General features: G+C 69.0%; 11 protein-coding genes. 7 read left to right on the top strand and 4 right to left on the bottom strand.

Annotated features, from left to right (window positions below):
• Nucleotides 1-15: 15 nt before the first annotated feature.
• Nucleotides 16-2,139, bottom strand: a complete 2,124-nt coding sequence (locus tag ACXC9Q_RS41140) for an alpha-galactosidase (protein WP_457062413.1) — start codon at nucleotides 2,137-2,139, stop codon at nucleotides 16-18.
• A gap of 210 nt (nucleotides 2,140-2,349) precedes the next feature.
• Here ACXC9Q_RS41140 and ACXC9Q_RS41135 point away from each other — a divergent pair, with 210 nt between their 5' ends.
• The 3 genes from ACXC9Q_RS41135 to ACXC9Q_RS41125 all read left to right on the top strand — a co-directional run bounded on the left by ACXC9Q_RS41135 (nucleotide 2,350) and on the right by ACXC9Q_RS41125 (nucleotide 4,993).
• Complete coding sequence (locus ACXC9Q_RS41135) at nucleotides 2,350-2,916, top strand: helix-turn-helix domain-containing protein (RefSeq protein ID WP_457062412.1); 567 nt, start codon at nucleotides 2,350-2,352, stop codon at nucleotides 2,914-2,916.
• Nucleotides 2,913-3,626 carry an SRPBCC family protein gene (locus ACXC9Q_RS41130; RefSeq protein WP_457062410.1) on the top strand — a complete coding sequence of 238 codons (714 nt, stop codon included), beginning with the start codon at nucleotides 2,913-2,915 and terminating at the stop codon, nucleotides 3,624-3,626. The genes ACXC9Q_RS41135 and ACXC9Q_RS41130 overlap by 4 nt, the downstream gene beginning before the upstream one ends.
• 191 nt (nucleotides 3,627-3,817) lie before the next feature.
• A complete protein-coding gene (locus tag ACXC9Q_RS41125) occupies nucleotides 3,818-4,993 on the top strand; it encodes a hypothetical protein (protein WP_457062408.1) in 1,176 nt (391 codons plus the stop codon).
• Between the two features lie 64 nt (nucleotides 4,994-5,057).
• Here the strand turns inward: ACXC9Q_RS41125 and ACXC9Q_RS41120 are convergent, their stop codons facing one another.
• Nucleotides 5,058-7,361, bottom strand: a complete 2,304-nt coding sequence (locus ACXC9Q_RS41120) for a M4 family metallopeptidase (RefSeq protein WP_457062407.1) — start codon at nucleotides 7,359-7,361, stop codon at nucleotides 5,058-5,060.
• A gap of 366 nt (nucleotides 7,362-7,727) precedes the next feature.
• Here ACXC9Q_RS41120 and ACXC9Q_RS41115 point away from each other — a divergent pair, with 366 nt between their 5' ends.
• Nucleotides 7,728-9,470, top strand: coding sequence for an FHA domain-containing protein (locus ACXC9Q_RS41115; RefSeq protein WP_457062405.1), 1,743 nt, complete (start codon nucleotides 7,728-7,730; stop codon nucleotides 9,468-9,470).
• 6 nt (nucleotides 9,471-9,476) lie between these two features.
• Here ACXC9Q_RS41115 and ACXC9Q_RS41110 read toward each other — a convergent pair whose 3' ends face one another.
• On the bottom strand, nucleotides 9,477-9,893 hold the full coding sequence (locus ACXC9Q_RS41110; protein WP_457062404.1) for a MarR family winged helix-turn-helix transcriptional regulator: 417 nt from the start codon (nucleotides 9,891-9,893) through the stop codon (nucleotides 9,477-9,479).
• 109 nt (nucleotides 9,894-10,002) lie between these two features.
• On the opposite strand from ACXC9Q_RS41110, the gene ACXC9Q_RS41105 reads away from it, so the two are divergent.
• The 3 genes from ACXC9Q_RS41105 (at nucleotide 10,003) to ACXC9Q_RS41095 (ending at nucleotide 12,611) form a co-directional block, all read left to right on the top strand.
• Nucleotides 10,003-10,884, top strand: a complete 882-nt coding sequence (locus ACXC9Q_RS41105) for an MBL fold metallo-hydrolase (RefSeq protein WP_457062403.1) — start codon at nucleotides 10,003-10,005, stop codon at nucleotides 10,882-10,884.
• Between the two features lie 81 nt (nucleotides 10,885-10,965).
• A complete protein-coding gene (locus ACXC9Q_RS41100; RefSeq protein WP_457062401.1) occupies nucleotides 10,966-11,403 on the top strand; it encodes a MarR family winged helix-turn-helix transcriptional regulator in 438 nt (145 codons plus the stop codon).
• Entirely contained in the window at nucleotides 11,400-12,611 is a 1,212-nt protein-coding gene (locus ACXC9Q_RS41095; RefSeq protein WP_457062399.1) for an epoxide hydrolase family protein, read from the top strand. Before ACXC9Q_RS41100 ends, ACXC9Q_RS41095 begins: the two co-directional genes overlap by 4 nt.
• Nucleotides 12,612-12,671: 60 nt before the next feature.
• Here the strand turns inward: ACXC9Q_RS41095 and ACXC9Q_RS41090 are convergent, their stop codons facing one another.
• A complete protein-coding gene (locus tag ACXC9Q_RS41090; RefSeq protein ID WP_457062398.1) occupies nucleotides 12,672-13,466 on the bottom strand; it encodes an alpha/beta fold hydrolase in 795 nt (264 codons plus the stop codon).
• Nucleotides 13,467-13,624 lie beyond the last annotated feature (158 nt).

Raw genomic sequence — 13,624 nt, 5'->3', positions numbered from 1 at the left:
CGGCGATCGACCGGGCTAGTCGATCGCGGTCACATCCAGCAAGATCGCGTTCTCGGGCCACTGAGCCGGGAGCAGGACCCCGACCGAGGCCAGGGCGGCACCGTTCAGTTCCACACTTCCACCGTTGGCAGACCAGGGTGCCGTCCGCGACTCGAGTCCGGGTGTCGCGGTCTTGCTGACGCGGTAGGTTCGCCGTGGGTCGAGCCCGGGCAGCCGGACCCGGCCGACCGCCGAGGTGACCGACTGCGTCAGCTGTACGGCGGCGTACACGGCGCGGGAGCCGTCCGGCGCGACCACGCCGTGCAGGAGGAAGTCCTCTGGACCGCGGTCGGCGCGGACGACCTTGCCGGTGTGCAGCAGCGGCCGCAGTTCCTTGTGCAGGGCAACCCAGCCGGCCAGCTCCTCGCGCTCCTGCGGCGACGCGGACGCGATGTCCCACTCGATGCCGAAGTGGCCGAACAGCGCGGTGATCGCGCGGAACGACAGCGCCTGGGTGCGGCCGGTGGTGTGCGCCCGCGGCGGGCCGACATGGCAGCCGATCAGCTCCGGCGGCAGCAGCAGTTCGGTGTAGCGCTGGATCGTCTGCCGCTCGAGCGCGTCGTTGCTGTCGCTGCCCCAGATCCGGTCGGTGCGCTCGAGGATGCCGAGGTCGACCCGGGCGCCACCGGACGAGCACGACTCGATCTCCAGACCGGGGTGCCGGCGCTTCAGCTCGTCGATCAGCCGGTACACGGCCAGGGTCTGTTCGTGGATACCCGCCGTACCGGTCAGCTGGTTGCCGCCGTCAACGAAGTCCCGGTTGTGGTCCCACTTCAGGTACGCGATGTCGTACTCGGTCAGGAGGCTGTCGAGCCGCTCGAGGATGTAGTCGTACGCCGCCGGGACGCCGAGGTTCAGCCCCTGCTGGTGCCGCGCGGTCGGCGGCATCCGGTGGCCGGCAGCAAGGATCCAGTCCGGGTGCTCGCGAGCCAGGTCGGAGTCCGGGTTCACCATCTCCGGCTCGACCCACAGCCCGAACTGCAGGCCGTGGCTCTTCACATGATCCACGAGCGGGTGCAGGCCCTTCGGCCAGATGCCTTCGTCGACGTACCAGTCGCCGAGCCCGGCGTGGTCGTCGCGCCGGCCGCGGAACCAGCCGTCGTCGAGCACGAAGCGCTCGGCCCCGACCTCGGCGGCCGCATCCGCGAGCGCCTTCAGCTTGTCCAGGTCGAGATCGAAGTAGACCGCTTCCCAGGTGTTCAGTACGACGGGACGCTCGGTGCGCGGGTGGTTCGGCCGAGCCCGCAGGTACTCGTGGAAACGGGCGGACAGCTGGTCGAGGCCGACGCCGTACGAACCGTAGATCCACGGAGTGCTGTAGGTGCCCTCCGGCTGCACGCGCCCCTCGCCGGGGAGGAGCAGTTCGCCGCCGCCGATCACGGCGTACCCGCTCATGCCGCGCTCGGCGTACGAACGGTGGTTGCCGCTCCAGGCGGTGTGCACGGCCCAGCTCTCGCCGGTGCCGAAGTCGAAGCCGGGCGCGCCGGCGATCAGCAGCAGGGTCGCGTCGGCGCCGGTGCGGCCACGACGGTTGTCGCGGATGTGCGCGCCCTGCGTGAACTCGTGCCGCTGCGGGTGCCGCTCGCCGATGTGGCGGCCGGTCAGGTCGAGCAGTTCGGTCGCCTCGGTCGGGACCGGCAGCGCGAGGACCAGACCATCGACCGTGTACGGCGTCGCGCCGGTGTTGGTGAGGTCCGCCTTGGCCCGGACGAGGCCGCTGTCGGTCAGCTCGATGATCAAGCGGATCGTCAGACCGGCCTCGGGATCTTCGGCGTCGACCAGCACGGTGCTGTCCCAGCGCGCGACGCTCGTCAGCCGGAAGCTCGCGGAGAAGTTCTGACCGTCGCGATGGCCGCTCAGACCCGGCAGCCCGAACCAGCCGGCGGCGTATTCCGGCACGATCGCGATCGGCTGGTTGTCGTCGAGGCCGTTGCCGTCCTGCACCGCGCCGGCGCCACGCCTCAGTTCCAGCAGAGCTTTCTCGGTCAACTCACCCAGATCCGCACCCCAGTGCAGGACGGACGGAAGGGCCGGACCAGAGCAGTCCAGCACCAGGCTGACGCCGGCAGCCCGGAGCTGCACCACCTCGATGTTCGACACTGTTGATTCACTCTGCTTTCTGATTGATTTCAGGACGGAACTATTTACCCCGCGACCCCAGATGTCAACGCCTCGAACCCAATGCTTCACGAAGTTAAGTAAGTACCTTACGGCCGTCGAGCCCATCCGCCCAGACCCGGGACAATCGCTCTCCAGCACCTGCTCACCTGTGCTCTTGACAGATTTTCCTGTCAAGAGCAGATTGAGAGCATGCTTGTCGAGGAGCCGGAGAAGGTGCGCCTGGCGTTGTCGCCGATCCGGCGCCGGCTGCTCGAGCTGCTCCGGGAGCCCTCGTCGGCCACGCAGCTCGCGGCGGTGCTGGAGCTGCCGCGCCAGCGGGTGAACTACCACCTGCGCGAGCTCGAGAAGGCCGGCCTGGTCGAGCTCGTCGAGGAGCGGCAGCGGCGCGGGTTCACCGAGCGGATCCTGCGCGCGTCGGCCGCGACCTTGGTGGTCGACCCGGCTGTGATGGGTCGCGCGTTCATCCAGATCCAGGACCAGTACGCCGCCGAGCACCTCGTGGACGTTGCCTCCGGCACCGTTCGGGACGTGGCCCGGATGCAGAGCGCGGCCGATGCCGAGGGGAAGCGGCTGCTCACGTTCACCCTCGAGACCGAGGTACGGTTCGCCGAGCCGGGCGACGTCCACGCCTTCACCGACGCGTTGACCGAGGCGGTGCGACGGACGGTCGCCGAGTTCGATGCCGAGGGCGGGCGCCCGTATCGGCTGATCGCGGGCGGCCACCCGGCACCCCGTCGTACCGAAGGAGACTCATGAGCGAGGACAGGCCACAGATCGTGGTGACCGTGGCGGCGCCCGTCGAGGCGGTGTGGGACGCGCTGCGCGACAAGCAGAAGATCCGGCACTGGCACGGCTGGGAGTACGAGGGCCCCGAGGGCGGCCTGGACGAGGAGATCGACCTCATCTACTTCACCCGCGCCGTCGAGGAGGGCACGACCCTGACCCTCGGCAACGGCGACGAGTTCGTGGTCGAGCCGGTCGAGGGTGGCGCGCGGATCACATTGACCCGGGCTCCGCGCGGCGCCGATCCCAAGTGGGAGGCATACTACGACGACGTCACCGAGGGCTGGACGACCTTCCTCAACCAGCTGCGGTTCGCCGTCGAACGCCACCCCGGCGAAGCCCGCCATACGCTGTTCTACTCCGGGACCGGCCCCGTCTCCCCGATGGCCGAGCTCGGCATCTCCCCCGGCCCCGCCGGCAGCTCCTACGAACTCGTGCTGGTGGGCGAGCAGGTGAAGGGCGAGGTCTGGTACACCTCCGAGCACCAGATCGGCCTGACGGTAGATGCCTGGGGCAACGGTCTGCTGGTGCTCAGCCACATCCCGCCCGGTGACCAGAAACCCGACGGCGCCACGATGGCCGTCCTCAGCCTCTACGGAGACACCGACGGCGCCGAGCTCGACGCCCGCTGGCGCGCGTGGTGGGAGCCGCGCTACCCCGACAAGCTCGACCTCGGCGGCTGAGCCTGGCACGAGAGTGCTGACACGACGGTGACACGGCGGTGACAGGGCGCAAAGGTGTCAGCACTCTCGGTCTACCGGTGAGTGGTTACCCGGAAGTACATTTCTGCCGACGGTGATCGGGTGGGGGGTCCTGACGATCACCGAACTCCGGCGAGAGAGGCCTTCCGGTGGTCCTTCCGAGAAGTCGTCGAGTGTCCCTGATCCTTGTGCTCTCCATGACCGGGCTCGGCCTGGTCGCATCCCCCGCGCTGGCCGACGGCCCCGGGTCCGGTACGCCGTACGTCGTCACCGTCGGCGACTCCTACATCTCGGGCGAGGCCGGCCGGTGGGCCGGGAGCTCGAACAACTCCGAGGCGCCGGCCGACGCACTCGGCGCGCATGCCTATCACGACAACGCGAGCCATACCGCCGAGCTGATCCCGAAGTGCCACCGCAGCCAGTCGGCGGAGGCGTACATCGGCGGCGGGGTCGGCGGACTGGACCTGGCCTGCTCCGGCGCCCGCACCACGACCAGCACCGGTGACGACTTCAAGCCGGGCATCGACTTCTACGACGACGGCGCCGGGCACCTCGGCCAGGCGAAGATGCTGCAGCAGTTCGCGGCCGGCCACAACGTCACGCAGGTGGTCGTCTCGATCGGCGGCAACGACTTCAACTTCGCATCGATCGTGACGTCGTGCGTGACCGACTTCCTGACGTCGCCGTCGTGGTTCCCGGACTACTGCAAGGACGACTCCTCGGTCGTCGCCAACTTCACGTCCGCCAACGTCACCGCCGTACGTGGGCGGATCGCGACCGCCTTCCAGAACGTCCGCACTGCCATGCGGAACGCGGGGTACGGCGACAACGCGTGGACCCTGCTCGTCCAGACCTACCCGTCACCGATCCCGGCCGCGAGCGGGTTCCGGTACGGGCAGAGCGGTTACACCCGGCAGAGCGTCGGCGGTTGCGGCTTCTGGAACTCCGACGCCGACTGGGCGAACAGCACCGCTCTCAACACCATCAACACCACGGTCCGCGCCGCGATGGGCCAGTCCGGCCTGACCAACACGCGACTGCTCGAACTCCAGTCCGCCTTCAACGGCCGCCGCCTGTGCGAGAACACGGTCGGCCTGTACGAGGAAGTCGGCCTGAGCTCCTGGACCCAGCCGACCGCCGTCGACAAGACCGAGTGGATCAACCAGATCCGCACCGTCACCACGATCGGCTCCAACTACTACATCCAGGAATCCCTCCACCCCAACTACTGGGCCCAGCTCGCACTCCGCTCCTGCGTCCGCCAGACCTACACCCAGAACCGCGGCGGCACCTGCACCATCTCCGCCCCCGGCCTCACCAACGGCGAACCCCGGATGACCCTCAACTGACCCCGAACGAACCGGCCGCCGTACCCCTGGCTGGGGTACGGCGGCCGGTGTCGTCAGGCTGGGATCAGCTCAGGTTCAGGCCTGTGTCGTCGATGACGAACGAGGTCTGGAGGGAGCTGTCCTCGGTGCCGGTGAAGCTGATCGACACCGTCTGACCGGCGAACGACGACACGTTGAACGACTTCAGCGAGTAGCCACTCGCCTTGTTCAGGTTCGAGTACGTCGCCAGCGTGGTCGAGCCGGCCTTCACCGTCAGCTTGTCGTACTGCGTCGTGGTGGTGGTCTCGGCGGAATCGATGTGCAGGTAGAACGACAGCGTCGCGCTGCACCCGGCCGGGATCGCCACCGACTGGCTCAGCGTGTCGGTGTGCGTGCTGCCATAGCCGTCCAGCCACGCCTTCCAGGTCCCGCTGTGCGCGGGCTGGGAGGTGGTGTTGTCGATCACTCCGGTCGACGCCGACCACGGCGTCGCCGTACCGGTCTCGAAGCCCGGGTTGCCGAGCTTCTGGCCGGAGCAGCCGCCGGTGCCACCGACGGTGATGGTGAACGACGTGCTGCCCGAACCACCGGCACTCGCGGTCGCCGTCGCGGTGACGTTGAAGGTGCCGCTGGCGGTCGGGGTGCCGGACACGGTCCCGGTGGAGGAACCGATCGTGACGCCGCCCGGCAGGCCGGTGGCCGACCAGGTGTACGGCGCGGTGCCGCCGGTCGCCGTCAGCGTGAACGGCGTGATCGCCGTACCGACGGTGCCGGTCTTGTTACCCGGGTTGTTGACCGTGACGCCGCCGGTGCTGCTGCAGGTCGGGTCGGCCGACTGCGCCGGAACGCTGACCGCGTCCCACGCCGCCTTCACGGTGTTGAACTCGGTGCAGCTGCCCGGGTACAGGTTCTTGGCCGCGGTCAGGGTCCAGGTCCGGTACTTCAGGTACGAGCTGCTGCTGGTCTTCATCAGCATCGCGTTGTACATGATCCGGATCGCCTTCTGGATGCCCAGGCCGGTGACCGTCGAGCTGTTGCAGGTCGGGACGTTCGGCGAGCCGCCGCTGCCCTGGGACAGCAGGACGAACCAGTGGTCGCCCGGACCGGCAGCGGCGTGCACCTCGGCGCCCGGGATCGAGCTCGAGTAGCAGTTCGGGTCGCCGACCGCCGACGGGTTGTACATGTTGCGGATCGGGCCGCTGCCGACCAGGTTGACCTCTTCGCCGACCAGGAAGTCCGGCGGGTCGTAGGCCGAGGCCTGGTTGCTGTACCACTCGGAGGCCGCGCCGAAGGTGTCGGCGACGAACTCCTGCGTACCGGAACCCGAGATGCCACCAGGCGTGTGGTCGTCGATGCCGTGGCCCAGCTCGTGACCCACGACGTCCAGCGAACCGATCCAGCCGCCGGCTGTGTTGTGACCGACCTGCACCTGCGTGCCGTCGTAGTACGCGTTCTCGTCGTTCAGGCCGACGCGGATCGGCCAGCCGCCGCCGTTGCCGTCGAAGCCGTTACGGCCGAGCCAGTCGGTCAGCATGTGCCGCTCGGTCTGGGCGGTGTACAGCGCGTCGACGCAGCCGGTTTCCTTGCTGGTCGCGTTGCCGTTGCCCCAGTTGTCGTCCGGGCCGGAGAACGTGGTGTTGTTCGCCGCGTCCTGGCAGGACTGGTTGGTGGTGTTCGGGTCCTTCATCGAGTACGTGCTGCCCGACAGCGTGGTGTCCAGGTGGACCGGGCTCGGTCCGCTGTACGCCGCCGTACCGTTGCCGGCCATCACGTGTTCCTGGGTGCCGAGCACCTTGCCGCTCTGCGCGTCGACGTACACCGACAGGCTCGACGGCTCCTTGCCGTTGCTGCCGGTGACACGGGACTGCCACGCCAGCTTCGGTGTGCCGTTGAGGGCGTACACGGCCAGCGTCGGCGTGGTCGACGAGTCGACCCGCTTCAGTTGCTTGGTCGCGGTCGCCTTGGCGTCCGCGGCGGTGACCTTGGCGGACGTCGACAGGTCGGGTACGGCGGTGGTCTGGGCCACGGACGCGGCCTGCACCGCACCCTTTTCGTCGGTGACGACGACAAAGTCACCACCGACGACCGGGAGTCCCTTGTACGAGCGCTCGTAGGGGACGTACTGCAGGCCGGACGGCTCGGAGATCACCGCTTTGGCGGTGAACTTGTCGTCCTTGCCGGCATGCAGACCGGCCGGCCGGGTCGCGACCAGCGAGGCGGCAGCGTCGGCGGCGTACGCCTTCGACTGTGCCTGCGTGGGCCGGGGAGGTGGTGCCGCATTCGGCGCGGCACCGGCCGCTGAGGTTCCGAATCCGGCGAGCGCCGCTACCGCGAGGCTGGTGACCGCGAGAACGGCAGCAGGCGTGCGGGAACGCTGAAACAAGACCATGGATGTGGTCCCTTCGCGAAGATGGTGCTGGGCGGGTTGCGCCTCGCCGGACTGCAGGCAGCTGCACCACCTCTGCCTGGGACCTCCGGCCTATCCACCGATTTGTTGCCCTCGCCTTTCTATCGGCCGCCGATGGATCGCGCGGACGGACACTATGCCCGCGCCGATCGCCGGGCAAGGCGCTCCGATGCCGCTGGCACGACTCGGACAATGACCGCGTTGTCATCGCGCGATTACAGAGAAAATCGGCCTTTGAGCTGACAAAGTCGGGAACATCACGCAGGTCGAGGACGGGGCGGCCTGGACCAATCGCCGATGCTGCAGGCAGAATCGCGCAGACGGGTTGGCTGCCGGGCTGGGGTGTGAGTGGAAACCGAATTCGCGCTGTCACTCGGCACGCAGCGCTGGACGCTGCCGGCCGAGAGCGACACGATCACGATCGGGCGTGCCTCGAACGCCGACATCCGGTTGCAGGCCGACGACCAGATCTCCCGGATCCACGCCCGCCTGGGCCGCACCGGCACGACCTGGACCCTGTACGACGAGTCCCGCAACGGCACCGGCCTCAACGGCCGCCGCCTGGCCGCCCCCACCCCCCTCACCGAAGGCGACCGGATCCACATCGGCCGCTCAGTCCTGACGTTCCACGAAACCCCGGTCCAGGCCCCGGCGGAGCCCGCCCCGAGCCCTGCAGCCTCCGCTCCCGGCCCCGCGGCCTCCGCGCCTGCCGCAATGCCGCCCACCGCTGCCGCCCCACCTCCCGCGCACTTCGGCACTCCAAGCCCCGCCACACCGCCCCCACCCGCCGCCCCGGTCCCCGAGAACCCGTCCCCCTTCATCCCCGCGGACCTCACCTCACCACGCCAAACCCCACCCGCGGACGCCAACCGCCCGAGCCCCTTCGCCCCCGTGTCCGAGCCGGGCTATTTCACCCCCGCCGACCCCGAGCCGGACGCGCGGCCCTTCACCCCCACCGACCCCGAGTCAGAGGCCGGCCGGTTCACCCCCGCGGATCACGCGTCGGACGCCGGCCCCTTCACCCCCGCGGATCATGCGTCGGAGTCGGGTCCGTTTGCGGCTGACGAGGCTGAGGGGAGTCCGTTCGGGTCTGCGGGCTCCGGGTCGCTGGACAACGCAGCGCCGCCGCCCGCCCCGCCGGACATCCCGCGCCGGGAGGATGCTCCCGGCAACTTCCCGCTCTTCCCGGACGAACCGTCGTACGAAGGCACCGACGAGGACGCCCCCTGGGCCGCCTACCCGTCCGACAACTCCGAGCTCGCCAACCCTCCATGGGACCAGGGCAACTCACCGGCCGCACAGCCGAGCTGGAACGAGTCGGCCAGCTGGCCCGACACCAGCCGAGCGCACCAGGCCGACCGCCTCCCGCCGACCGACCGCGTCGGGTCCGACGACGACGGCTCCGAAGAGGTCGGCACGGTCCGTCTCCTGCGCGTGCTGCTGATCGCCGGCGCGGTGATCGTCCTCGGCCTCGTGATCAACCTGATCGTCACCTTCCTCGCGGACGGCCCAGGCGGCGCGCTGCGCTGGTTCGTCCCGCCGGCGATCGCCCTGGTCCTGGCCATGATCATCGCCCTCCTCGACGCCGCCGCACCGAAGGGCCGCGCCGCCGGCCGGCTCGACGTCTCGATCGTCGTCGCGATCGTCGTCGTACTCGTCGGCGTCGGTGTCGGCGGATTCGCCCTCACCGCGGGCGCGGAGTACGTCGGGGGCTACCTGACCGGCAACGAGTCCGGCGAGGCCCGCCTGATCAAACCCGTCGCCAAGACCGTCGACGGTCTCACTGTCACCGTCCAGAACGTCACCTACACGAGCCACTTCACCCGCGTCGACCTCCTGGTCAAGAACACCGGCAAGCAGGCGGTCAGGCTGCCTCTGAAAGGCAACGCCACCTTCAGCGGCGGCGAGGGCAACGGTCTGCGCGCCGACGCCGCACGCAGCCAGTGGCCCGGCAGCATCCCCGCCGGCGGGTCCGAACACGGCACCATCACCTTCACCGGTCACCTCCCCGACGCCACCACGGCGGCGGCCCTCACCCTGAAGTCCGGCGACACCGACGTCGCCGTCTCCGGCATCGTCCTGACCAAGTGACACAGCTCAGCGCTTGGTGATCGCCCGGTCCAGGAGTTGCTGCAGCGTGTGCTGTTCCGCCGCGCTCAGGCCCGCCAGCGGTGATTCCTGAGCGAGGAGCTCGAGCAGCTCGGCGCGCAGCGCGTTCCCCTTCGTGGTGAGCACGAGGTGGCGCGCCCGCCGGTCGGTCGGGTGCGGGCGACGTTCGATCAGGCCCTGGTTCTCCAGCTTGTCGACCACGAACGTCGCGTTCGACGGCTCGCAACTCATCCGCTCGGCCAGCTCGCCCATCGTCATCGGGCCGGTCAGCTCGCGCAGCGCGGTCGCCTGCGGAGCGGTCAGCCCGAGCTTCACCGCGCGCGCCCGCAGATGCTCGCCGATCTGGTGGGACAGTCCGTTCACCAGCCCACACAGCTGCCGCTCGGAGGCCTCCGGACTCGTCATGCCCGCACCCTACCCCATTCATCAAGCCAGAATATTTACAGCTTGAATCTTTCAAGTCAGATGTTTTATCGTCATCGGCGTTCGATCCACTTTCGACGAAGGGCGCACGATGACCGCATCACCCGACGAACGTCTCCGCCGCCCGGCCCGCCTTCGTTCCGTCGACCTCGGCCCGATCCGGGTGAGTTACGTGCCGGACGGCGCCGTCCAACTCGTCCCGCACGGCTGGTTCCCGGAGACGACCGAGGAGATCTGGGCCCGACATCCCGAGTACGTCGACGACACGGGCCACCTGGCCGGCAGCCTCGGCGGCCTGCTGATCGAGTACGGCGAACGCGCGCTGCTCGTCGACGCCGGCTTCGGACCGGATACGTGGCCGGCCACACCCGGCAACCCGATCGGCGTGATTCGCGGCGGCGCACTGCTGGACAATCTCGCCGCGCTGGGCCGCATGCCGGAGGAGATCGAGGCGGTCGCCTTCACCCATCTGCATATCGACCACCTCGGCTGGGCCTGGCACCCGGCACCGGGCAGCGACGAACCGGCGTTCGCCCATGCCGACTACCTGCTGACGGAGCCCGAGTGGTCGAATCCCGAACTGGCCGAGGCCAGTGGCACGAGCCGCGAGATCCTCGACGTACTGCGCCCCCGGGTGCGAACTGTGGCCGACGGCAACGAAATCTTCCCCGGCGTCCGCGTCCAGGTGACCGGTGGTCACACGATCGGCCACGCGGCGTACGTCGTCGAGGCGGCCGGCCGGCGCCTGATCGCGTTCGGCGACGCGCTGCACTCGCCGATCCAGATCGCCCATCCGGAATGGTGGGCCGCGCCCGACCACGACCGCGCCCTCTCCACCGCACACCGCCACCGCCTGATCAAGGAACTCTCGCAGCCGGACACCCTCGGCTTCGGCATCCATTTCGCCGACGTCCCCTTCGGCCACGTCGAAACCCACGACGGTCACCCCGAATGGCACCCCGTCGACGCCTGAACGCCGGCCGGTCGGCCGCCTCCGCCACGGCAACCGGGACCGCCCTGCTGGCTTATATCGAAGATTGATATAGTTCAGGGCATGGCGGACGGGTTGGATGTTGACCGGTTGACCACGGTGATCGAGGACTTCAACACGATCTTCATCCGGTTGCCGTCGGTGCGGAAGTTCAACTTCTCCACGTTGTCGGTGCTGCACACGCTGTCGCGCAAAGGCCCGCTCCGACTGACCGATCTGCTGGCGACCGAGCAGCTCAAGCAGCCCGCCCTGACCAGCCTGGTCGCGAAGCTGGTGCAGGACGGACTGCTGCGACGCCGCCCCGATCCGAGCGACGGACGGGCGATGCTGCTGTCGCTGACTCGATCGGGCCGGCAGATCGTCCGCTCCCGCCATGCGAACCGGGTCGCGAAGCTCACCCGCCTCGTCGACCAGCTCACCCCCGAGGAGCGCGCCGTACTCGCGGGGTCCGTCCACGTACTGACCCGGCTGACCGAGATCGCCGCTGAGGAGCAACCATGACCGGCTTTCCCCTGGAGCCCACCCCGATCCATGTCCCCGACGAGGTCCTCGACGATCTGCGCCGCCGGCTCACCGCGACCAAGTGGCCGCTCGACGTCGGGAACGACGACGGCTTCTACGGCGTACGTCGTACCCAGCTGCAGGCCCTGGTCGAGTACTGGGCCGACGGGTTCGACTGGCGGGCGGCGGAGCGGGCGATCAACGCGTACGAGCATTACCGCGTCGACGTCGGCGGCGTACCCGTGCACTTGATGCGCAAGGCCGGCGTCGGGCCGCGGCCGATCCCGCTGATCCTGAGTCACGGCTGGCCGTGGACGTTCTGGCACTGGTCGAAGGTGATCGATCCGCTCGCGGACCCGGCGTCGTACGGCGGTGATCCGGCCGACGCGTTCGACGTGATCGTGCCGTCGCTGCCCGGGTTCGGGTTCTCCACGCCGCTGACGAACCAGCCGGACATGAACTTCTGGAAAATCGCCGACGTCTGGCACGAGCTGATGACCGGAGTGCTCGGCTTCGAGCGGTACGCCGCCGGCGGGTGCGATGTCGGCGCGCTGGTGACCGGCCAACTCGGGCACAAGTACGCCGATGAGCTCTACGGGATCCACATCGGTTCGGGGCTGAAGCTGACGTTCTTCAACGGCGATCGCGGCTGGGATCTGAGCGGCGGCAACCCGATCCCACCCGACCTGCCGCCGATTGTCCACAATCGGATTGTCGAATTCGAGCGCCGCTTCGCCGCCCACCTCGCGACTCACGTGCTCGATCCGAGCACCCTCGGGTTCGGCCTCGCCGACTCACCGGCCGGCATGCTCGCGTGGATCCTCGAGCGCTGGCTCAGCTGGTCCGAGGGCGACAAGGCGTTCAGCGACGACGACCTGCTCACCCACGCGACGATCTACTGGGCGGGCAACGCGATCGACACCTCGATCCGCACCTACGCCAACAACAACCGCTACCCCTGGACGCCGTCGCACGACCGCACGCCGGCGATCGAGGCCCCCACCGGCATCACCTTCGTCGGCTACGAGAACCCACCCGGCGTCAACACGCCGGAGGAACGCATCCTGAACTTCCTCAACAGTGATCGCGCGGCTTGGTACAACCACGTCAACCTCACCGCGCATCCGCAGGGCGGTCACTTCATCCCGTGGGAGCTCCCCGGCGAGTGGACGGACGACCTGCGCCGTACCTTCCGCCCCTACCGCTGAGCTCAGTGGTCCGCCAGGCGGGGGTGCTCACACAGAATGTCCACCCCGCCTCATCCATCGTCAATCCCGATGGATCCGCGCCTGCCGGACGGCCATCGGTGCCCCGTGCTCCACGTGCGGCCGCTCCGCACGGACGATCAGACGGCGAATCTGCTGCGCCACGTCATCCGGGGCGTTCTCGTCGGGCGCGTTGTGGTCGAGACCGGGCAATACGGCGTACTCGGCGCTCGGGATGATCGCGGCGAGGCGCGGGAGGATGCCGGTCAGGTACGCGGGCGACTTCTCACCACCGAGGAGAAGAGTCCGCGACGCGATCCCGGCGTACCTGCTGCCATCGGAGTCGAGGCGCACGATCTCCCCGATCTCGGCCGGTGTCGTCGGCATCAGGTCCCGCGTCTCACGCCCGCCGGACCCGTGCAGCATCAGGAATGCGATTGCCCGGAGCAACGAGGTCGCCTTGTACGGCAGCAGATCCGTGCCCTTGAGGAACGTCGCCATCGCCGCGGTCGGATGTCCCCCATCGAGTTGCTGCGTGAACGTGCTCAGCCAACTCGCGTCGAACGACCCCTCGATACTCACCGCCGGCTCGTACGCAACCAGCGCGTCCAGGGGCCGCCGCCGTCCCACATGCAACGCCACCAACCCGCCATAGCTGTGCCCGAACACCATTCGCGCACCGGTCCGCTCCATCACCGCCAGGACATCGTCGACCTCGGTCTCCACGCCGTACGACGCCCCTTGCGCCCCACTCACCCCACGGCCACGCCGCTCAACCACGTGCACCTCGTGGGCCCCAGCGAGCCCTCGAGCCAGGCCCTCGTAATGATGAGCCCGCCGATTGTTCCCCGGAACCACGACAATCCCAGGGCCAGCCCCCAAGCTCAGAACCCCGATCGCCGCCCCATCCCCAGCCACCTCCACGCCCCGCCGCCACTCACGTCTCCGCACCCCAAGCCTCCCTCGTCCGTTTCCCCACCATCCCCGCCCCCACTGTCACACCCCTGTCACCTCTC

The sequence above is a fragment of the Kribbella sp. CWNU-51 genome, from assembly GCF_054073265.1.
The sequence above is the reverse complement of the archived record's forward strand: the minus strand, read 5'-3'. Positions and strand labels throughout refer to the sequence as shown.